The organism is Paracoccus sp. J55 (assembly GCF_000513975.1).
GTDB lineage: Bacteria > Pseudomonadota > Alphaproteobacteria > Rhodobacterales > Rhodobacteraceae > Paracoccus.
Map to the genome: position 1 here is coordinate 108218 of NZ_AZVA01000002.1, position 20953 is coordinate 129170.

General features: G+C 69.1%; 21 protein-coding genes. 10 read left to right on the forward strand and 11 right to left on the reverse strand.

What is annotated here, in order from left to right:
- Positions 1-186: 186 nt before the first annotated feature.
- Positions 187-1485 carry an MFS transporter gene (locus tag PARJ55_RS0102590; protein ID WP_156929412.1) on the forward strand — a complete coding sequence of 433 codons (1299 nt, stop codon included), beginning with the start codon at positions 187-189 and terminating at the stop codon, positions 1483-1485.
- A gap of 260 nt (positions 1486-1745) precedes the next feature.
- Here PARJ55_RS0102590 and PARJ55_RS21410 read toward each other — a convergent pair whose 3' ends face one another.
- Genes PARJ55_RS21410 through fliL form a run of 9 tightly spaced genes read right to left on the reverse strand, consistent with a single transcriptional unit; the run spans position 1746 to position 8646 of the window.
- A complete protein-coding gene (locus PARJ55_RS21410) occupies positions 1746-2189 on the reverse strand; it encodes a hypothetical protein (protein WP_198019305.1) in 444 nt (147 codons plus the stop codon).
- Positions 2186-3289: a flagellar type III secretion system protein FlhB gene (gene flhB / locus PARJ55_RS0102600; RefSeq protein ID WP_028711571.1), complete on the reverse strand. Its 1104-nt coding sequence runs from the start codon at positions 3287-3289 to the stop codon at positions 2186-2188. The genes PARJ55_RS21410 and flhB overlap by 4 nt, the downstream gene beginning before the upstream one ends.
- Positions 3286-4044 carry a flagellar biosynthetic protein FliR gene (locus PARJ55_RS0102605; RefSeq protein ID WP_028711572.1) on the reverse strand — a complete coding sequence of 253 codons (759 nt, stop codon included), beginning with the start codon at positions 4042-4044 and terminating at the stop codon, positions 3286-3288. The genes flhB and PARJ55_RS0102605 overlap by 4 nt, the downstream gene beginning before the upstream one ends.
- Entirely contained in the window at positions 4041-6128 is a 2088-nt protein-coding gene (locus tag PARJ55_RS0102610; protein WP_051416136.1) for a flagellar biosynthesis protein FlhA, read from the reverse strand. Before PARJ55_RS0102610 ends, PARJ55_RS0102605 begins: the two co-directional genes overlap by 4 nt.
- On the reverse strand, positions 6125-6412 hold the full coding sequence (locus PARJ55_RS0102615) for a hypothetical protein (RefSeq protein ID WP_028711574.1): 288 nt from the start codon (positions 6410-6412) through the stop codon (positions 6125-6127). Before PARJ55_RS0102615 ends, PARJ55_RS0102610 begins: the two co-directional genes overlap by 4 nt.
- A complete protein-coding gene (motA, locus tag PARJ55_RS0102620; protein ID WP_028711575.1) occupies positions 6409-7275 on the reverse strand; it encodes a flagellar motor stator protein MotA in 867 nt (288 codons plus the stop codon). Before motA ends, PARJ55_RS0102615 begins: the two co-directional genes overlap by 4 nt.
- Before the next feature lie 9 nt (positions 7276-7284).
- Positions 7285-7827, reverse strand: a complete 543-nt coding sequence (locus tag PARJ55_RS0102625; RefSeq protein WP_028711576.1) for a MotE family protein — start codon at positions 7825-7827, stop codon at positions 7285-7287.
- On the reverse strand, positions 7820-8167 hold the full coding sequence (locus PARJ55_RS0102630) for a hypothetical protein (protein WP_028711577.1): 348 nt from the start codon (positions 8165-8167) through the stop codon (positions 7820-7822). Before PARJ55_RS0102630 ends, PARJ55_RS0102625 begins: the two co-directional genes overlap by 8 nt.
- On the reverse strand, positions 8164-8646 hold the full coding sequence (fliL, locus tag PARJ55_RS0102635) for a flagellar basal body-associated protein FliL (RefSeq protein ID WP_028711578.1): 483 nt from the start codon (positions 8644-8646) through the stop codon (positions 8164-8166). The genes PARJ55_RS0102630 and fliL overlap by 4 nt, the downstream gene beginning before the upstream one ends.
- 235 nt (positions 8647-8881) lie before the next feature.
- Between fliL and PARJ55_RS24465 the strand changes: the two genes are divergently transcribed.
- The 8 genes from PARJ55_RS24465 to PARJ55_RS0102670 all read left to right on the forward strand — a co-directional run bounded on the left by PARJ55_RS24465 (position 8882) and on the right by PARJ55_RS0102670 (position 17326).
- Positions 8882-9415 carry a hypothetical protein gene (locus PARJ55_RS24465; protein ID WP_232215654.1) on the forward strand — a complete coding sequence of 178 codons (534 nt, stop codon included), beginning with the start codon at positions 8882-8884 and terminating at the stop codon, positions 9413-9415.
- Positions 9375-10331, forward strand: a complete 957-nt coding sequence (locus PARJ55_RS24470; RefSeq protein WP_232215655.1) for a flagellar M-ring protein FliF C-terminal domain-containing protein — start codon at positions 9375-9377, stop codon at positions 10329-10331. Before PARJ55_RS24465 ends, PARJ55_RS24470 begins: the two co-directional genes overlap by 41 nt.
- Positions 10328-10888, forward strand: a complete 561-nt coding sequence (locus tag PARJ55_RS0102645; RefSeq protein WP_028711579.1) for a hypothetical protein — start codon at positions 10328-10330, stop codon at positions 10886-10888. The genes PARJ55_RS24470 and PARJ55_RS0102645 overlap by 4 nt, the downstream gene beginning before the upstream one ends.
- Positions 10889-10890: 2 nt before the next feature.
- Positions 10891-11148: a FliM/FliN family flagellar motor C-terminal domain-containing protein gene (locus PARJ55_RS0102650; protein WP_028711580.1), complete on the forward strand. Its 258-nt coding sequence runs from the start codon at positions 10891-10893 to the stop codon at positions 11146-11148.
- The gene (gene fliP / locus PARJ55_RS0102655; RefSeq protein WP_028711581.1) at positions 11145-11870 is read left to right on the forward strand and encodes a flagellar type III secretion system pore protein FliP; all 726 of its coding nucleotides are present in this window, start codon (positions 11145-11147) and stop codon (positions 11868-11870) included. Before PARJ55_RS0102650 ends, fliP begins: the two co-directional genes overlap by 4 nt.
- A 202-nt stretch (positions 11871-12072) precedes the next feature.
- Positions 12073-13137 (forward strand): efflux RND transporter periplasmic adaptor subunit, encoded by a 1065-nt coding sequence (locus PARJ55_RS0102660; protein ID WP_036713725.1) that lies wholly within the window; start codon positions 12073-12075, stop codon positions 13135-13137.
- Positions 13134-14234 (forward strand): efflux RND transporter periplasmic adaptor subunit, encoded by a 1101-nt coding sequence (locus tag PARJ55_RS0102665; protein ID WP_028711583.1) that lies wholly within the window; start codon positions 13134-13136, stop codon positions 14232-14234. The genes PARJ55_RS0102660 and PARJ55_RS0102665 overlap by 4 nt, the downstream gene beginning before the upstream one ends.
- Positions 14231-17326: an efflux RND transporter permease subunit gene (locus tag PARJ55_RS0102670; RefSeq protein WP_028711584.1), complete on the forward strand. Its 3096-nt coding sequence runs from the start codon at positions 14231-14233 to the stop codon at positions 17324-17326. Before PARJ55_RS0102665 ends, PARJ55_RS0102670 begins: the two co-directional genes overlap by 4 nt.
- Positions 17327-17894: 568 nt before the next feature.
- Here the strand turns inward: PARJ55_RS0102670 and recQ are convergent.
- A complete protein-coding gene (recQ, locus tag PARJ55_RS0102675) occupies positions 17895-19928 on the reverse strand; it encodes a DNA helicase RecQ (RefSeq protein ID WP_028711585.1) in 2034 nt (677 codons plus the stop codon).
- The gene (locus PARJ55_RS0102680) at positions 19929-20222 is read right to left on the reverse strand and encodes a YggT family protein (RefSeq protein ID WP_028711586.1); all 294 of its coding nucleotides are present in this window, start codon (positions 20220-20222) and stop codon (positions 19929-19931) included.
- A 144-nt stretch (positions 20223-20366) separates the two neighbouring features.
- On the opposite strand from PARJ55_RS0102680, the gene PARJ55_RS0102685 reads away from it, so the two are divergent.
- Positions 20367-20939 carry an acyl-CoA thioesterase gene (locus tag PARJ55_RS0102685; protein WP_028711587.1) on the forward strand — a complete coding sequence of 191 codons (573 nt, stop codon included), beginning with the start codon at positions 20367-20369 and terminating at the stop codon, positions 20937-20939.
- Positions 20940-20953: the final 14 nt, after the last annotated feature.

Sequence of the window (20953 nt, forward strand, 5' to 3'; positions counted from 1 at the left end):
CTCAAGCCGCGAGCATGCATCGTTCATGTCGGGGGTCGCTCCCGATCGAGGATGAGCGTGCCGACATCTGCCCGACGGTCAGGCCCGCGGGATTTTTTGCCTTCTGCCTGCGACATTCGGCTTGATTTCCAGGGGACTTGAGGATGCACGATCCGCGGAACCGGCCGAAAGCGCGAGGGAGGGATCATGGGGCAGCATGTTCGGCAGCCACCCGCAACGATCAGCGGCGGGCCGCTCCCGCGGTTCATCGCGGCGAGCGGCCTGACCAATCTGGCGGACGGAATCGCTACCGTCGCCTGGGCCTGGACGGCGTCGCTGCTGACGCGTGACCCGCTGCTGATCGCCCTGGTTGCCGTGGCGCTGCGGTTGCCCTGGGCCATCTTCGCGATTCCGGCCGGGATCGTCACCGACAGGGCCGACCGGCGCAGGCTCATCCTCGGCATGGATGTGCTTCGGTCTGCGGGTTTCGGCGGGGCGGCCGTGGCGCTCTGGTCGGCGTTGCCGCTGGCGGACGCGCCGCAGGTCGGGGTCTCCTCGATGCCTGCTTTCGCGGCGCTGATCCTTGCAGCCCTGACCGTTGGCGGGGCCGAGGTCTTTCGCGACAATGCCGCGCAGACCATGCTGCCCTCGCTGGTGCCGCATGAGCGGCTGGAGGCGGCAAACGGCAGGTTGTGGAGCGTGGAACTGACCGGCAACGCGCTTGTCGGCCCCCCGCTCGGCGCAGTGCTGGTGGCGATGGCGCTGCCGCTGCCGTTCGTCGTCAACGGCGTGAGCCACGGCCTTGCGGCGCTGATCGTTGCGGGGATCGCGGGGGGCTTCCGGCCACGCCACGCGGACAGGAGGAACTGGCGCAGTGAACTGGCCGAGGCAATGGCTTTTCTGCGCGCTGCCCCGATCCTGGGGCTGCTCGCCTGGCTCACCGGGTTCTGGAACCTGTTTTTCCAGATGGTGATGATCGGCCTGATCCTGCATGTGCAGGAGAATCTCGGCCTGTCCGCCACCGGCTATGGGCTGGTGCTGGCGGCGGGGGCGGTCGGCGGCATCGCTGGCGGATTGCTCGGCGAGCGCGTCGTGCGGCGGATGGGTGCCGGAGCGGCGGCCCAATGGATGCTCTTCGCCTCGATTCCCGCCTTTGCAGCCATCGCCTTGGCCCCGAGCGCGTGGGTGCTGGGCCTGATCCTTGCGATCTTCGAGTTCTGCGGGCTGGTGTGGAACACGGTTTCGGTCTCGACCCGGCAACGGATGATCCCCGACCGCCTGCTCGGCCGCGTCAACAGCCTCTACCGGCTGCTGGCCTGGGGGATGATGCCGCTTGGCCTGCTGCTGTCCGGCATTGTCGTGCGCGCAGCCGAGGCGGTGGTCGCCCGCGACTCGGCCCTGACCGCCCCATTCTGGGTGGCCGCAGCCGGTATCTCGCTGGTCACTGCGATCGGATGGCGGCCGCTTGGCAGAGGGCTCGGCCACCGGGCGCCCCGGAAGGGGTAGAAGATCCTGATGCGTCAATGGAAGCTTTGTCCCGTATCGGTGGCATTGGCCTGGGAAACGGCAAGCCGGGCGTCCGGTCCGGGAAAGCCGCGCTGCAGCGTCGGCGATCTCTCGGCCGCCGGCAAAGGGCCGCATACGATGAACTGCGCGCTTTTGTGCTGCGAGAAGCATCGGAGCCGGCATCGGTGGCGCTGATCGCCACGCCTTCGTCCCGCGGAAATCGCGGCAAGGATCACCATGGAGATCGGCCCGGCATCGCATCATCCGGCGCCGGGACAGGACGCAGGGCCCAAGGCGCCGCCCGGCCCTGCAGGATCGGCCAGCGCACCGCGCCGCAGCCTGTTCTGGCGCGCCTCGGCGATCAGCTGCTTTCGCAGGGAGTGGACAGCCTCGGCCCGGCCGAATTCGCGCGCCGCAGCCTGTCGCGCCTGCTCGTAGCCGGGCAGGAGCCGGGCAAGCTCCTGTTCGGCATTCAGCAACGCCCGGCTGCGCTCGCCCGCCAGGGCATTGGCCAGCCGCGCCTCGGCGATCGAAAACGGCCGCTCGACGCGATAGAGGGTGTCGAGCTCATCCTCCAATTGCCTGACGCGATGGCGCGCGGCCTCGACATGGGCGCGAAAGGCGGCAAGGCGCCGCATCTCCAGATCGGCCTTCAACCGCGCGATGCGTTCCAGCCCGCCAAGCGCGTCCTGCCTGCGACTCATGTTCCCTCCTTGCGCCGGGGCAGGCCGCCCCAGCCCTCGCGCGCCTTCTTGCGCATGGCTTCGGCAAAGCGGATGGCGGCGGCGACCGGGGCGAAGTGCTCGGCCTTGATCTCTTGCCCGATCTCGACCGTGGCGTGCAGCGCGCGCGCGCAGGGCGGATCGGACCAGATCGGGACCCGATGCTCATGCGCACGCTCGCGAATGCGGCGGGCGACCTCGTCCACCCCTTTCGCCAGGCAGACCGGGGCCCGGCCGCTGCCGCGTTTCCATTCCAGCGCCACCGCGTAATGCGTGGGGTTGACGATGATCACATCCGCCTTTTCCACATCGGCCAGCATGGTGCTGAGCACGATGTCGACCCCCTTTTGCCGCCGCGCGGCCTTCAGGTGAGGATCACCCTCGTTTTCCTTGTGTTCGTCCTGCATTTCCTGCCGGGACATGCGATGCCGCTTCAGGTATTCCCGCCGCTTCCAGATCAGGTCGATGCCGGCGAAGATCGCGCCGATGCCCAGCGCCAGCAGAGCCGCCCGGCGCAGGATCAGCCCCAGCCCCTCGACCCATTGCAGATCTGCCATGACGCCGGAGTTCAGCAGCCAGGACAGCAGCGAGGCATAGAGAAACCACCCCCCGACACCCACCAGCAGGGCCTTGCCCAGAGAGATCGAGAAGGTCACGAGCCCGCTTTTCCCGAATTTCTGCGCCGCATTCTTGACCGGATTGATGCGCTTGACGTCGGGCAGCAGCTTCTTGGGCGTCAGCACGACCGAGCGCTGCACCACCAGGCCCAGCACCACCGGCACCGCCATGATCGCCACCCCCGCCAGCGTGGCCAGAGCGGCCTGGCCGGCCAGGGCGCGCGCCAGATCGGCGACCGCCCGGCCTTCGGCATCGGGCCAGGGCTCGCCGCCCAGGGCGCGGGCGGCCATGCCGGTCCAGGCCGGGGCCGCCCAGCCCATGGCAAACAGCGCCGCCAGCCAGAAGCCCAGATACATCAGCGCCGATTGCAGCTCGGCCGAGCGCGGGACGTCGCCTTCCTGCCGCGCCTTGCGCAGCTTGCTTTCCGTGGGGTCGAATTGCTTGTCGTCGTTGTCCTGGCTCATCGGAGAAGGGTTTCCATCATGGCCAGGACGGCCTCGGCCCAGACCGAAAGGATGGTGGGCGTCAGCACGACAAGCGCCAGAAGCGCCAGAAGAATCGCCCCCGGCGCGGCGATGAAGACCACCGGCAGGGCGGGCATCACCTTGCTGATCATCCCCGACAGCGCCTGGAACAGAAAGCCGCCCAGGATGAACGGCGCGGCCAGCAGCATGGCCAGGACAAAGCTCTGCCGGGTCAGGGAAACGGCGCCCGGCAGGATGTCCGGGATCTGCGGCCAGGCCCCCAGCGGCCGCAGCGCCAGGCTTTCGCGCAAAAGGTCGCAGGCCAGGACCGGAAAGCCCAGCGCCATCAGAAGGGCCAGGCCGGCGACATGCATCAGGTTGCCGATCGGATGGGGCGAATATTCATTGGCGGCGCCAACCAGCTGCGACAGCGAGGCCGTGGCGGCGATAGCCGTCGCAGCGATGTCCAGCGCGCTGGCGAAAAGCCGCACCAGCCCGCCCAGCGCAAGCCCCGACAGGATCTCGGCCCCGGCCAGGGCGGCCAGGGGCAGCAGGCCGCCGATCTCGCCCGGCGGCGGCGTATGTTCGGCCAGCAGCGGCGTGACCGCCATGGCCAGCGCGGCGCGCAGCCTGACGGGCATGGCGCGCTCGGAAAAGACCGGCAGCATCAGGAAGCAGGCCTGCGCGCGGCAATAGGTCAGCAGCAGCGCGGTCAGCGCGGCCGCCATGCGCGGATCTGCCAGCAGCTGGCTCATGCTTCGACCGAGCCCAGCAGCCGCACCTGCGCGGCCGGGTCGATCTCGTCCAGCCCCAGAACCGGCATCGCGATCCCGGCCGAGGCCAGCATCATCCGCACCAGGCGCCGGCGGTGATCGGGCACGGCCAGCACCGCCTCCGGACCCGGCCGCTGGTCGCGCAAGGCGGCCTGCACCGCCTCGGCCAGCCGTTTCTGGATCTGCGGGATGGCGCTTGCCCCCGTCCTGGCCGCCTCGGCTTCGGCGCGGGTGATCTCGGCCTCCCATTGCGGGTGCAACTGCAGGATGCCGAGCTGACCCTCGGCGTCCAGGAACTGCTCGGTGATCTGGCCGCGCAGCCGCTTGCGCACCTGCTCATAGACCGCTTCGGGCGTGGCGGCATTGCGCGCCTCGTGCACAGCATCGGTGATCAGCACCAGGTTGCGGATCGAGATACGCTCCTCCAGCAGGCCGCGCAGCACGGCCAGCAGCATCTCGGGCGAGACCTTGTCCGGCACCATGCTGTCGAAGAACCGCTGGTTCAGCTGCGCGCGGTGCTCGTCCGAAACGCTGCCCAGTTCGCGGATCATGCGCTGCATCGAGGACATGGTCAGCAGCGCCGGCAGGTTGGTCTTGACCACCTCCATCAGATGGGTGGACAGGACCTCCATCGGGGTCACGACGGTGGCGCCGGCAATCGCCGCCTCGTCCTGCCAGTCCGGCGCGATCCAGCGCGCTGCGCTGCCATAGACCGGCTCGCGCACGCTTTCGCCGACCAGCCCCTCCAGGGCGGAATCGGCGCCCAGGGCCAGCACCCCCTGCGGCCGCAGAACCCCCTTGCCGCGCACCACCCCCTGCAGGCGGATGATATATTCGCCATCCTCGAAGCCGGTGCCGTCGGTGATGCGGACATCGGGCAGGATCAGCCCATAGGTCCGGGCGATATGCAGCCGCAGGTTGGTGATGCGCTGGCCCAGCCCGCGCGCCGGATCGAGCGCGCCGAGGATCAGCCCCGCGCCGATCTCGACGCAGATCTCGTCCGTGTCCAGCACGTCGCCGATGCGCGCCGGGGACGGGGCGACAGCCTGCGGCTCTGGCATCGCGGCCTTGTCCGGCGGGGGCTTGCCCTGGCGGCTGCGGCTGAACCACGCGGCCGTGCCCAGCACCGCCGCCAGGCCGAAGAACACCAGCGTCGGCATGCCGGGAACCAGGCCGATGACCAGCATCCCGACCCCGCTGACGAAGGGCACCTGCCAGTTGCTGAGGAGCTGCTGCGACAGCAGGTCGGCCGTCGTCTCGGTGGCGCCGCCCCGCGACAGCAGCAGTGCCGCCGCCATCGAGGTGATCAGCGCCGGAACCTGGCTGACCAGCCCGTCGCCGATGGTCAGCTTGGAATAGGTGGTCATCGCCTCGCCCACCGGCATGCCGTGCACAAGCACGCCCGCAGCCAGGCCGACGAACAGGTTGATCAGCGTGATCACCAGGCCGGCGATGGCATCGCCCTTGACGAATTTCGAAGCCCCGTCGAGCGAGCCGAAGAAGCTGATCTCGCGCTGCTCGCGGGCCCGCCTGCGCTTGGCTTCCTCATGGTCGATGGCGCCGGAGTTCAGGTCGCCGTCGATGGCGAGCTGCTTGCCGGGCAGGGAATCCAGCGCGAACCGGGCCGAGACCTCGGCCATCCGCCCGGAGCCCTTGGTGATGACCATGAAGTTCACCACCGTGATCACGGCAAAGACGGTCAGCCCGACCAGCAGCGAGCCGCCGGCAACGAATTCGGCGAAGGCCTGGATGACATGGCCGGCGGCGGCGGTCCCGCTCTGGCCGTCGGTCAGGATCAGCCGTGTGGACGAGATGTTGAGCGACAGCCGGATCAGCAGCGAGATCAGCAGCAGCACCGGAAAGGCCTGGAAGTCCGTCGGCTTCTCGACCAGCGAGGCCATGACCAGGATCAAGGCGGCGCTGGCGATGGAAAGCGCGATTCCCAGGTCCAGCAGGCGCGCCGGCATCGGGATCACCATGGACAGCACGATCAGCAGCAGCACGCCGCTGATGATCAGCGGGCGCGCCGCCCAGCCCGCGCCCTGGCCCGTCTCGGCAATGCTCATTCCTGGGCTCCCCTGGCCTGGTTTCCTGTGGGTTTGGCTGGCGCCAGCAGGCGGTCGACGGTCCAGCCGGGTCCGATCAGCATTCCCGACCGGCGCAGAAAGATCAGCACCTCGATCCGGTCGGCCGGAGGCAGCCGCATCAGCCTTTCATCGATGTCGCGCGGCAGGGATTCGCCGCTGAGCAGCCAGTCCGTCGCCTCGCGGATCAGGCCGTCGCGGGTCGAGACCGCGCTGCCGGCCGGTTCGGCGGCCAGCGCCGCGGACAGGATGAGGAGGGCGATCACGATGCCCTCTTCAACTCGCGCAGCGCGTTCTCGACATCTCCGAAAGACGGGCGGACATGTTCCGGCGCCGACTGGCGGCCCACCTCGACGCAAAGATTGGTGGCGTGCTGGTGCAGGCCCGCAACCAGCACGGATTTGATCACGTCGTAGAAGGCCTGATCCTGCTTCGTCACCGCCCCGAGCCGCTGGGCGAAGGGGGCCACGATCGCATAGGCGAGGAACACGCCGAGGAAGGTGCCGACCAGCGCCCCCCCGATCATCTTGCCCAGCACCTCGGGCGGCTGGTCGATGGCGCTCATGGTCTTGATCACCCCCAGGACGGCGGCGACGATTCCCAGTGCCGGCAGCGCATCGGCCATGTTCTGAAGCGCATGCGGCGCATGCATGGCCTCTTCGTTCATCAGGCCGATGCGCTGGGACAGCATTTCCTCGACCTGATAGGGGTCGTCGTAGTTCAGGCTGGCCGAGCGCAGGGTGTCGGTGATCAGCGTCACCGCGTTCTCGTCGGCCATGATCCGGGGATAGGCCTGAAAGATCGGCGAGGATTCGGGGTTCTCGATATGCTCCTCCAGTTCGACCGGGCTGGACCGCGCGATGCGCAGCAGCTGGAACAGCAGGCACAGCACGTCCTGCAGGTCGGATTCGTGCCAGCGCGGGCCCTTGAGCGAGCGGCCGATGCCGGTCAGCGCCTGCTTGATCACCACGGTCTCGTTGGAAAGCAGGAACGAGCCGATGGCCGCCCCTCCGATCATCATCATCTCGAAGGGCAGGGAATGCAGGATGACCCCGAGCTTTCCCCCTGCCATGATATATCCGCCGAAGACCATCGCGAAGGTCACGACAATGCCGATCATGCCGAACATGAGTTACACCTATTTCCTGGCAGCTCTGATTGCGCCCATGTACGAGGTCAGGACCGCCGCATGGCCCGGCTCGACCGAGGCCATGATGCGGGCGCCGGTTTCCGGCTGGACCCGGGCGAGGATCTGCGCGGCGAAGTCGGGCGGCAGGTTGGACAGGACCATGGCCGCCTGTTCGGGCTTCATCTGGTCATAGACCGCGATCAGGCGCGCGATATCCTCGCCTTGCGCCTGGCTCTGGCCCTGGTGGCCCTGGGCGATCTGCTGCTTCAGCTTGCGCAGTTCGACCAGCTTTTCGGTCAGCTGCCTTTCGGCAAAGGCGATCTCGGCCTTGCGGCGGTCGATGTCCTGCATATAGCGGTCGATGCGCAGCGCGCGCTCGCGCAGCGTATCGGCCAGGGCGACGGCCTCGGGAACGTCGGTGCAGCCGGACATCAGCGCCGAGGGCTCGGCATTGGCGGACAGGCGCGACACGCCGTCCATCAGCATCACCGCCTGGCCGGCCGCGGCAAGGATCATCACTCCGCCCAGAAACGACAGGATCGGCTTACGCATCGGCTGCCACCCCTTCGCGCCGGCGGCGACGCTGCAGCCGCGCCGGGCGGGCCGGTCCGGCCTCGGCGAATTTCTGCTGCAGCATCCAGAAGGCCCGCTCTTCCTTGGCACGCTCGATCTCGTCGGCAAGGGCCTGGGTCGCGCTGGTGGCCTCGGATTTGGCCAGCAGGATGGACCTCTCCAGCCGGCCGATCTCGCTGGTCATCACGGCTATGGCGCCGCCCAGCCCGGTCTCCAGGTCGTTCAGCTTGCGCAGGCGGCGCGCCAGCGCGAAGCAGAAGCCCGACAGGCCGATGGTGAAGGCGATCAGAGCGATCTGCAAAAGCTGCGCTATCGTCATTGGACCCTGAACTCCGTGATGAGGACATCGGTGAACGCCTCCTTGCCCAGGACGAAGACCGCGCGGGTCGCGAGCTCGTCGCGGACGATCTCCAGTATTCCGCGCTTTTCGAAGGCCGAGCCGTCGATATCCGCGAGAAAGCCGTTGAAGCTGTCCAGAAGGCGCGGGATCAGATGCTCGACCGCGGCCCGGTGGCTCTGGTCGGTCTCGATCTTGACCGTCATCACCAGGGTCCGCGACCTGGGCCCGGCCAGCGTCAGCACGATCTGGGGAAGATCGACGAAATCGACCGCCGGGACGGCTTCGGCCTGTACCTTTTCCGCCCTTGGCGCCAGAAGCGACAGCGGCGACCAGAAACCCAGATAGGTCGAGGCAAAGCCAGCCCCGCCCAGCACAAGCGCAAGCCCCAGCGGCAGCAGGATGCGGCCGATCCCCCCGCGGGGCTTTTCTTCCGCATTGATGTCGGCGACATCGGTCATGGTGATTCTCCATCCGTCTGGGGTCTGGATATCACCGGCGGGCTAACCAATTCTTAATCGCCCCATGCCATCAAGGTCGCCACAAGGATGATGCGATTCGAAGGGGGCGGTTTTGCTGAAGCTGCAAGACTATTGGCGCGAACGAAGCGCAAGGCAGAGGGCCATTCTGGCCGCGGCCTTTCTGTTCACATTTGCCGCGATTGCCGGGCTTTCCTGGATGGCCAGCCGTCCCGGGATGGCGCTGCTCTATTCCGGCCTCGACCCGCAGCAATCCGGCGCGGTGATGGCCGCGGTCGAGAAGTCCGGCGTCCCCTACGAGATCCGGGGCGATTCGATCTGGGTCGCGGAAAGCCGCCGCGACGCGCTGCGCATGACGCTTGCCGGCGAGGGGCTGCCTTCTGCCGGCGGCACCGGATACGAAATCCTCGACGGCATGTCGGGATTCGGCACCACATCGCAGATGTTCGATGCCGCCTATTGGCGCGCGAAGGAAGGCGAGCTTGCACGCACCATCCTGGCGCTGCCGAATGTCAAGGCGGCCCGCGTGCACCTGGCCGTTCCCCAGGGCCGCGGCTATCGGCGCGAGGCCGAGGCGACCGCCTCGGTGACGCTGACGACCGACGGCACGCCCATCAATCGCGGCCAGGCCAGGGCCCTGAAATTCCTGGTTTCCTCCGGCGTGCCGGGGATGTCTGCGGATCGGGTGGCCGTGATCGACAGCGAGCGGGGTGGTCTCGTCGGGCGAGGAATTCGCCGGCGAGGACCGTGAGGCCGACATGAAGCGCAATGTCGAGCGCATCCTGGCCGCGCATGTCGGCCATGGCAACGCCATCGTCGAGCTGCATCTGGACGTGGTCAACGAATCCGAACTGCTGACCGAGCAGCGTTTCGACCCGCAGGAACGCGCGCTGATCTCGCAGGAAAACGAGGAAACCGCCGATCAGAGCACCAACGCGCAGCAGGGCGTGGTCACTGCGGCCTCGAATCTGCCCGAAGGGCAGGGCAGTTCCGGCGATCAGAGCCGCTCCTCGCGGTCCGAAACCCGCCAGCGTTCGAATTTCGAGGTCAGCAGGGTCACGCGCGAGGTGACGCGCCAGCCCGGCGCGACCCGCCGCCTGACGGTGGCCGTTCTAGTCAACGGCGTCGCCCGACCGGGTGCGAATGGCGAAACCGCGCTGGTTCCGCGCGACGAGGCCGAACTGCAGGCGATCCGCGAGCTGGTCGCCTCGGCCGTCGGCTTCGACGAGGCGCGCGGCGATGCGATCACCGTGAAATCGCTGCCCTTCGCTACGCTGTCCGAGGCGGGCACCCTTGCCAGCACCGGCGGCTTCCTGTCCAGGCTGGATCTGAACGGCTTCATCCGCATCGCGCTGGTCGGCTTCTTCGCGCTGGCGCTGGCGGCCTTCCTGCTGCGCCCGCTGCTGAGGTCGAGGACCGGGGGCGGAGCGGCCCCGGCGGCGCTCGACAGGTCCGGGCCGCTGCCCGCCCTGGCGGCGGACAGGACCGCTGCCGATGCCGCGCCGGCGCCGGCCATTCCGAACGTCGTCCCCGAAATCGACTTTACGCCGATGGCCGCGGGCGACGCCGATCCGGTCGGACGGCTCAAGGAACTGATGAAATCGCGCAAGGACGAAAGCCTGCAGATCCTGTCGGGCTGGATCGAGAAGCGTGAGGATGCCGTATGAGACCCGCCGCACTTCGCCTCGACTCGTTCTCCTCGGGCCCTTCGGACGCCGCGCAGCTGGCCGCCGCGATGGCGCGGGACGGCGCCTTTCACGACGGCTACGAAAAAGGCCTGGCCGAAGGGCGCGAGCTCAGCCTCGATGCCCTGACCGGGGCCCTGGCCGATCTGCGCAAGGACCTGTCGGCGAGCCTTGAAAGGGAGGAAGCCCTGCGCCGGGAAATCCGCAACGCGCTGGTCCCCGTGCTGCATGCCGTCGTGGACCTGCTGGGTCCACGCGCGGAAATGGAGCGGCTGCGTCTGGCCCTGGCGCAAGAGATGGCCCGTCTGATCGAACATGCCCCCGGCCGGGTTCTGACCATCCGTTGTCCCGAAGACCTGCATCCCGACCTCGCCGACTGCCTTGCCCGGGCCGGGCTGGGGGATGTGCGGATCGAGCCCCCGGCTGCCGGCCAGGACCTGGTCGAGCTGGCCTCGGGCCAGGGCGCGATCACCTTCGAACCTTCGCTCGTCACCGCCGCGCTGAAATCCATCATTGACGACATCAAGACCGAGGAATGATCATGGACGATCTCGCCAGCCTGATTGCAACCGACCAGATCCAGGTGGAAATCACCATCCGGCTGGGCGGCACGCAGCTTTCCGTGGCCGAGCTTTCCCGCCTGCGGCCGGACGATGTCCTGACACTGGATCAGGACATGTCCGACGGGGTCGAGATCTGCGTCGGCGACCGGGTCATCGCCCGCGGCGAACTGGTGTCGGGCGACGAGACCGACAACCGGCTCTGCGTCCGCATCCTTGGTCCGGCCAGCGCATCGTGATCCGGCTGCTTCTTGTCCTTGCGGCCCTGTTCCTGCCCCAGGCCGCGGCGGCGCAGGACCTGCCGCTGTTCGACACGGCGGGGCTCGACGCGGTCTCTGGCGGGGTCGGGCGGCATGCGGTCACGCTGCTGGCGGTGATGACGGCGCTGTCTCTGGCACCCGGCATCGCCATCATGGTGACCTGCTTTCCCTTCATCGTGACGGTGCTGTCGATCCTGCGGCAATCGCTGGGCCTGCAGCAATCGCCGCCAAACATGCTGATCGTCAGCCTGGCGATGTTCCTGACCTGGTTCGTGATGAGCCCGGTGCTGTCCGAGGCCTGGAACGTCGCCGGCGCGCCGCTGCGCGACGGCCGGATCAGCGTCGAGCAGGCCTTCCAGCGCGGCATCGTCCCCTTCCGCGGCTTCATGGAGATCAGGACTGATCCCGGCATGCTGGCCGCCCTGGCCGAGGTCGCGCCCGATCCCAAGGCGCCGCCCGACCGGCTGTCGGTGCTGATCCCCGCCTTCATGCTCAGCGAGATCCAGCGCGCCTTCGAGATCGGCTTCCTGGTCGCGCTGCCGTTCCTCATCATCGACCTGGTGGTCTCGGCGGTGCTGATGTCGATGGGCATGATGATGGTGCCTCCGGTCATGGTCGCGCTGCCCTTCAAGCTGGCGTTCTTTGTCGTCGTCGACGGCTGGGGCATGATTGCGGCCGCGCTGGTGCGAAGTTATCAATAGCAGGCCGCCCGGCCGGGTCCGGGACCGGAATCCGCCAAGACCAAGACCCGGCGGGGCGGGCCAGGGCGGAATGCGGCCGTGCCGACAGCCGACGGCGAAAATCGGCCGGGCGGGGCCTGGTGTCCGCAAGGTCACTGCGCCCGGGGGCTTTTCAGGAGCGCGGGATTTGGGCATCGGATGGGAAACGGACGACGGGATAGCCATGCCACGCCTGACCATGCTGATCTTTGCAGCGCTTCTGCTGGCCGCGCCGGTCCGGGCCGAGACGGCGCTGCCGGTTGAGTTCGTGCAGGTCCAGCGGACCGAGCTGACCTTCGACGCCGCCCTGGCCGGGACGATCCAGGCCAAGGACAGCGTCGATATCGGCTTCCGCCTGGGCGGGCGCGTCACCGAGGTGCTGGTGCGCGAGGGCGACCATGTCGCCCAGGGCCAGGCCCTGGCGCGGACCGATCCGCTGCAGCAGGAACAGGCACTGCGCGTGGCGCAGGCGGGGGTCGCCTCGGCCGAGGCGGCCGAAGCCCAGGCCCGCCAGGCCCTGGAGCGCGCCCAGGCGATGCTGAATCGCGGCGTGGGCACCCGCGCGGCGCTGGATGCCGCAAGCCAGGCGCTGTCGGCGGCCAGCGGCGGCCTGGCGCAGGCCCGCTCTGCCCTGGGCCAGGCGCAGCGCGCGCTGGAGGACACGGTGATCCGGGCCCCCGCGGATGCCATCGTCACCGCCCGCCGGGCCGAGCCGGGCCAGATCGTGGGCGCGGCGCAGGCGGTGATCTCGCTGGCTTCGGCGACGGGACGCGAGGCGGTGTTCCAAACCCCCGACACGCCGCTGCTGCGCGGCGCGATCGGCGCGCCGGTGACGCTGGCCGGCATCGATCTTGCCGATCTGCATATGCGGGCGCGGGTGACCGAGATCGCGCCCCTGGTCGATCCGGCCACGGGCTCGGTCACGGTGCGGGCCGAGATCGAGGATGCCCCGCCGACCGCCAGCCTGCTGGGCGCGGCGGTGCGGGGGGCGGTGCATTTCCCGGCCGGCACCGGCATCGCCGTGCCCTGGACCGCGCTGACCGCCGCGGATGGGAAACCGGCCGTCTGGCTGGTGGGGGGCGACGGCCGCGTCTCGCTGGCCTCGGTCCAGATCGAGCGTTTCGCCAACGGCACGGTGATCCTGCGCGCCGGCATCGAGCCCGGCCAGACCGTGGTCGGGGCCGGATCGCAGCTGCTCTATCCCGGCCGCGAGGTCGCGGACGCATCCAAACCGTCGAGGCAGGAATGATGCGCAAGACCCTGGTCCCGGCATTTCTGGCGCTGACCCTGCTGGCTGGCACGGCAGCGGGCTTCACCCTGCCCTGGCGCAAGCCGCCCGCCCAGCCCGAGGCGGCTCCGCGCCCCGTGGTCAGCACCCTGGTCAGCGACGCCCAGGCAGCCGGCCATTCCGTTCCCGGGGTGATCGCGGCCCGGATCGAGGTCGCCCTGGGCTTCCAGACCCTGGGCCGCGTCACCGCGCGCAATGTCGATATCGGCGATGTGGTCCGCCAGGGCGATGTGCTGGCCACGCTGAACCCGGACGATCTTCAGGGCGATGTCCGCGCCGCCCAGGCCGCGGTCGAGGCGGCGCAGGTGGAGCTGCGCACCGCCCAGGCCAGTGCCGAACGCACCCGCGCGCTGGCACGGCGCAACGTCGCCTCGACCGCGCAGCTGGAACAGGTCGAGCGCGCCCTGGCCGCGGCGCAGGCGACCGAGCAGCAGGCCCAGTCCGAGCTGATCCGCGCCCGCGACGCCGAAGGCTTCGCGGAAATGCGCGCACCTTTCGACGGGGTGATCAGCGCGGTCTTCGCCAATGCCGGCGCCGTGGTCAGCGCCGGCGAGCCGGTGCTGCGGCTTTCGACCCAGGACGGAATCGAGGCGGTGATCGACCTGCCCGATACCGTGCTTTCCCGCGTCGGGCCGGGGGACCCCTACGAGGTCTGGTCGGAAAACGAGCCCGAGCGCATCCTGCCGGCCACCGTCTCGCAGATCGAGCCGGTCGCCGATGCCGTGACCCGGACCCGGCGCATCCACCTGGCGCTTGGCGAGGACGCCGACCTGCGCCTGGGGGCGCTGGTGCGTGCCCGGCCCGCCGGCGCCGCCGCCGCGCGGCTGGTCCTGCCCGAGGCCGCGATCCTGCAGCGCGACGACGGCGCGCATGTCTGGGTGGTCAGCCGCGAGGGCGACCAAGGCACCGTCTCGCTGCGCCGGATCGAGGTCCTGGGCCAGCCGATCGGCCGGAGCGTCACCGTCGCCTCGGGCCTGTCCCCGGGCGAGGAGGTGGTGATCCGCGGCATCCATTCCCTGACCGAGGGCCAATCCGTGGGACCAGGCGTGACACCATGACCCGACGCGGCTTCAATCTTTCCGACTGGGCGCTGCACCACCGTTCGCTGGTGTGGTTCCTGCTGATCGTCTCGATGGTCGCCGGCACGCTGAGCTATCTGCGCCTCGGCCGCGAGGAGGACCCGAATTTCACCATCAAGATCATGGTGATCAGCGCCTCGCTGCCCGGCGCCACCATCGAGGACACGCTGAATCAGGTCACCACCCGGATCGAGACCAAGCTCGAGGAGCTGGACGAGCTGAAATTCACCCGCTCGGTCACCATGCCGGGCCAGTCGGTGGTCTATCTGGAGCTGGACCCGACCATCCGCGGCCCGCAGGTCCCCGAGGTCTGGAAGCGGGTCCGCAACATGATGTCGGACATCCGCCCGGAATTCCCCCAGGAATTCCAGGGCTTCCAGTTCAACGACGATTTCGGCGACGTCTTCGGCAATATCTACGCCTTCACCTCGGACGGCTTCACCCAGCGCGAGCTGCGCGACCGGGTCGAGGACATCCGCAAGCAGGTCCAGGCGCTGCCCATGGCGGGCAAGACCTCGCTGCTGGGGGTGCGCAAGGAACAGATCTATCTGGAATTCTCCTCGGCGCGGCTGGCCTCGCTGGGGCTGAACCACAACCAGGTGGTGCAGACGCTGGCGGTGCAGAACGCCATCTCGCCCTCGGGGATCGTGCAGGCCGGGCCCGAGCAGGTGCTGGTGCGCGTCGGCGGCCAGTTCGACGACGCGGCCTCGATCGCGGCGGTGAACCTGCGGGTCGGCGACCGCTTCTTCAACATCGGCGACGTGGCGACCGTGCAGCGCGGCTACGAGGACCCGCCCAGCGCGCTGTTCCGCTATAACGGCAAGCCGGCCATCGGCCTGCAGATCGGCATGCGCGACGGCGGCAACATCCTGGAATTCGGCCAGGAGGTCGATGCGCTGATGGCCGAGGTGGCGCGCGGCCTGCCCATCGGCATCGAGATGGCCAAGTTCGCCGACCAGCCGCATGTGGTGGACGAGGCGGTCGGTCATTTCGTGCAGGCGCTGGTCGAGGCGGTGGCCATCGTGCTGCTGGTCAGCTTCGTCAGCCTGGGCCTGCGCGCCGGGCTGGTGGTGACGCTGACCATTCCGCTGGTGCTGGCGATCACCTTCGTGATCCTGGACGTCTATGGCATCACCCTGCAGCGCATCTCGCTCGGGGCGTTGATCATCGCGCTGGGGCTGCTGGTCGACGACGCGATGATCGCCATCGAGACGATGATCTCGCGGCTCGAGGTCGGCGACAGCCTGGAGAGCGCCGCCAGCTACGCCTGGAGTTCCATCGCCTTCCCGATGCTGACCGGCACGCTGGTCACGGTGGCGGGCTTCATCCCCATCGGGCTGAACAGCTCGGCGGCCGGCGAGTTCACCTTTTCGCTGTTCGTGGTGATCGCGGTCTCGCTGATCGTCAGCTGGATCGTGGCGGTGCTGTTCGCGCCGCTTCTGGGCGTCACCATGCTGCCCGCGACCATGGCGCACAAGCCGGAACGGCCGAGCTGGCTCAGGCGGCAGTTCCACGGCCTGCTGCTTTGGGGGATGCGGCGCAAATGGCTGACCATCGCCATCACCATGGCCGTCTTCGGCGCCTCGGTGGTCGGCATGCGCTTCGTCGAGCAGCAGTTCTTCCCGACCTCGGACCGGACCGAGATCATCCTGGACGTGACCGAACGCGCCAATGCCTCGATCGCCAAGACCGATGCCGACATGGCCAGGATCGAGGCGATGCTGGCCGAGGAACCGGACGCGCTGTTCTGGACCACCTATGTCGGCCGCGGCGCGCCGCGCTTCGTGCTGTCGATGGATGTGCCGACCCCCGGCCCCTATATGGGCCAGATCGTGATCCAGACCCCGGATCTGGCGGCGCGCGACCGGCTCAAGGCGCGGCTGGTCGAATTCGGCCAGCGCGAGCTGATCGGCACCGACCTCTATGTCAAGAATCTCGAGATCGGGCCGCCGGTCGGCAAGCCGGTGCAATACCGCGTTTCGTCGCCCGACCTGGACCAGGCGCGCGACGCGGCGCGCGAGCTTGCCGCGCTGCTGGCGACCGAGCCGCGGCTGCGCGACATCGCGCTGGACTGGAACGAGCCCGCCCGGGTGGTGCGGCTGCAGGTGAACCAGGACCAGGCGCGCCGGCTGGGGCTGACGAACGAGGATATCTCGGGGGCGCTGTCGGGCACGTTCAACGGCCGCACCATCACCCAGCTGCGCGACGGGATCTTCCTGATCGACGTCACGGCGCGCGGTTCGCAGGCGGATCGCGAATCGCTGGAATCGATCCAGAACCTGCAGCTGGCCACGGCCACCGGCATGCCGATCCCGCTCGCCTCGCTCGCACAGCTGGAATACGATACCGAACAGCCGCTGATCATGCAGCGCGACGGGTTGCCGACGGTGACGGTCAAGGCCGATATCGCCAGCAAGGACCAGCCGGCCACGCTGGTCGAGGCGCTGGCCGACAAGGTCGCGCGCTTCCAGGCCGGATTGCCCCCCGGCGTCCGGGTGACGGTGGGCGGCACGGTCGAGACCTCGGCCGAAAGCCAGGAGCCCATCGCCGCGGTGGTGCCGATCATGCTGCTGATCATGGCGGCCCTGGTCATGGTGCAGATGCAGGGCTTCCGGCTGTCCTTCATCGTCTTTGCCGCCGCGCCGCTGGGTCTGATCGGCGTGGTGGCGGCGCTTCTGCCCTTCGGCGTGCCGATGGGCTTCGTCGCCATCCTGGGCATCCTGGCGCTGATCGGCATCCTGATCCGCAATTCGGTCATCCTGGTGCACGAGGTGCAGGAACTGATCGCGCGCGGCCATGCCAGATGGGACGCGGTTTTCGAGGCTTCGGACAGCCGCGCCCGCCCGATCCTGCTGACGGCGGCGGCTGCCAGCCTGGCGCTGATCCCGATCTCGCGGCAGGTGTTCTGGGGGCCGATGGCCTTTGCCATGATGGGCGGCATCATCGCCGGCACGCTGGTCACGCTGATCTTCGTCCCGGCGCTTTATTGCGCGGTGTTCGGCGTGCGCCCGCCCGAAGGCGACCCGATGCCCAGCCCCGAGGACCGCGCCCGCGCCGCCGCGCATGAATGAGGCAGGGCGCGAGGATCAGGCAGATTGCCGTGCGGGCCGCCGCCCGGGCCCGAAGCCGGAGCAGCGGCGCATCTTCACGCTTATCGCGCGGAGCGGACAGCGGCGCGAAGGCCGGCCCGGCGTGAAAACCGCCCCTGGCCGCGCCGAGCCCGGGCCTGGGGCGTCGCGTCATGCCGGGAATATGGCTCCGGCCTCCATCCGGTCCGATGCGCGGTGTCGGGAAAAATCCCCAGCCGGGGACGCGCTTTATCCGGGATGATGGGCGCCATCCTCGGAATCCCTTAAGCATTGGTTCCGAAGTCCATCAGCCCTGAGGAAGCGGAAAAGGCGTTCCCGGAGACATCGCCAGATCCGACTGGGCATCGAAGCGGCAAAGGGCGACGCCACGGCGGGATGGCTCGACCGCCGCTGCCCGTAGGGCCGTCCGGGACGCAAAGCCGGACATCGCCGCCGCGAAATCGCCTGCATGGGCCCACAGAAACCGCATCCCCTCTGCTACGCCATCGCCCGCGGTCCGGCGACGCGCCCCGTTGCTGCCGAAAAGCCGGCATCGGGCCTCCTGCCCCGTTCAGCCCTCGGGGTCGGCGGTGATCTCGGCGGCGAAGGCGGGGCCGAAACGCTCCAGCCGCGCCGCGTCCAGATAGCGCGACAGGTCGCGCGGTCGGTCCTCGGCGATGCGGCGCAGGGCGGAATTGCCGACCGAGAGCGGCTTTTCCGTGCCGTCCTCGCCGCGCATCAGCCGGGCCTGGGCCTCGGCCAGCCGGTCGAACAATGCGCCCGAGGCGCGACCGGCCAGCGCCCGGCGTGCCGGATGCATCGGCGCCACCTCGCCGGCGATGACGCGCAGGAATTCCTCGCCATAGCTTTCCAGCTTCTTGGCGCCGACGCCGTTCACCCGCGCCATCTCGTCCAGCGTCCGGGGACGGCTCTGCGCCATCTCGATCAGCGTGCGGTCGGGAAAGATGACATAGGCCGGCACACGCGCCGCCTCGGCCAGCGCCCGCCGCTTGGCCTTCAGCGCCGAGAGCAGCGGCGCGTCCTCCTCGTCGACCGAGGCGCGGACCACCACGGCGGGACGGGCGCGGGTCATGGCGTCGCGGCGCAGGGTGATCCGCGCCTCGCCGCGCAGCACGGGATGGGCGGCGGCGGTGATGGCCAGGCCGCCATGGCGTTCCGGGTCGGGCCGGATCAGGTCGCGGCCCAGCATCTGCCGGATCACCGCCTGCCATTGCGCCTTCGACAGGTCGCGCCCGCAGCCGAAGGTCGGCAGCCGGTCATGGCCGCGGCCCCGGATGCGGTCGGTCATGGTGCCGGTCAGCACGTCGATGACATGGCCGGCGCCATAGGTCTGGCCGGTGCGCAGCACCGCCGACAGCACCTTCTGCGCCGCCTCGGTCGCGTCGAAACATTCGGGCGGGTTGTCGCAGATGTCGCAATTGCCGCAGGGCGTCGCCTCTTCGCCGAAATAGGACAGCAGGGCGACGCGGCGGCAGGCGGTCGCCTCGGCCAGGCCCAGCAGCGCGTTCAGCCGGGCATGGTCGGCGGCCTTGCGCTCGGCCGGGGCCAGCCCCTCGTCGATCTGGCCGCGGCGCAGGCGGATGTCGTCGGGGCCGTAAAGCGTCAGCGTCTCGGCCGGGGCGCCGTCGCGGCCGCTGCGGCCGATCTCCTGGTAATAGGCCTCGATGGATTTCGGCAGGTCGGCATGGGCGACCCAGCGGATGTCGGGCTTGTCGATGCCCATGCCGAAGGCCACGGTGGCGACCACGATCAGCCCGTCCTCGCGCTGGAAGCGGGTCTCGACCTCGCGGCGCAGGTCGGCCTCCATGCCGCCGTGATAAGCGGCGGCGGCAAGGCCCGCGTCGTTCAGCGCCCCGGCCAGCGTCTCGGTCTTGGCGCGGGTGCCGCAATAGACGATGCCGGACTGGCCGCGGCGGGCGGCGGCGAAGTCGAGGATCTGCCGGCGCGGCCCGTCCTTGGGCTGGAAGGCCAGGTGAATGTTCGGCCGGTCGAAGCCGCGCAGGAAGATCTGCGGCTGGGCGCCGTCGAACAGGCGCTTGACGATTTCCTCGCGCGTCTCGGCATCTGCCGTGGCGGTGAAGGCGGCCAGCGGCACCGCCAGCGCCCGGCGCAGCTCGCCCACGCGCAGGTAGTCGGGGCGGAAATCGTGGCCCCATTGGCTGACGCAATGCGCCTCGTCCACGGCGATGGCCTGCACGCCGGCGCGGCGCAGCATCGGGATGGTCGCGCCCGAGGCCAATCGTTCCGGCGCCATATACAGAAGCCGCAGCTCGCGGGCAGCCATCGCCCGCAGGACCTCGCTGTTTTCCTCGTCCGAATTGCCGGAGGTGAGCGCCGCCGCCGCCACGCCCGCCTCGGTCAGCGCCCGCACCTGGTCGCGCATCAGCGCGATCAGCGGCGAGATCACCACGGTCAGCCCGTCGCGCATCAGCGCCGGCAGCTGGTAGCACAGCGACTTGCCGCCTCCGGTCGGCATGATCGCCAGCACATCGCGGCCGGCGGCGACGGCATCGACGATCTCCTCCTGCCCCGGACGGAAGGCGTCGAAGCCGAAGACCTGCCGCAGGAGGGGGGCGGCCGACATCTAGAAGCCGTAGAACCAGCCGGCGTTGTTGGCGAGCGCGCGCTGCAGGATGATGATGGCGATGAACACCACCAGCGGCGCCAGGTCCAGCCCGCCGGTATTGGGCAGGATGGACCGCACCGGGGCATAGATCGGCTCCAGCAGGCGATTGAGCCCGTTCCAGACCTGCCAGATCAGCGGCTGGCGCAGGTTCAGCACCTGGAAGTTGATCAGCCAGGACATGATGATATGGGCGATCATCACGAACCAGACCACGTCGAGTATCAGCATCAAGGCTTCGTAGAGCGTGCCCATTCCATTCCCTTCCGGCTGTTCCCCGGACAGGTAAGGCAGGCATCCGCCTTGCGCAAGCTGCAAGCATGGCCGCAGCGTTCCGATTGACGCCCCGGCGGACCGCCGCTAGCCCCGCGGCGTTGCCCAAGGCAGAAGGACGCCGCCATGTATCCCATGTTCCGCTTTGCCAAGGAGATGCTGAAGTTCCGCCGCAGCCCCCGGATCGGCGTGCTGGAGCCGCATGTCTCGACCCATCGCTGCTGGCCCTGGGACCTCGACCCGTGGATCGAGCTGAACAACGGCCGCACGCTGACGCTTTACGACCTGGGGCGGCTGCCGATGGCGGTGCGCACCGGCATCATCGGCACGATGCGGGAAAACGGCTGGGGCATCACCGTGGCCGGAAACACGGTGCGCTATCGGCGGCGGATCAAGGGGTTCCAGCACTTCACCATGGTCTCGCGCACGCTGGGCTGGGACGAACGCTTCCTTTACATGGAGCAGAGCATGTGGCGGGCGGGCGAATGCTGCAACCACATGCTGCTGCGCGGCGCCATCACCTCGGCCCAGGGCATCGTCGCGCCGGCGCGGCTGATGCAGGCGGCCGGGCGCGATCCCGTCAGCCCGGACCTGCCGGGCTGGGTGCAGGCCTGGATCGCGGCGGATGCCCAGCGGCCCTGGCCGCCGGTGCTGCCGCCGATCGCCCCCGCCGACCGGAATGCCGACTTGCCAGCCTGACCGCGCTGGGGCCT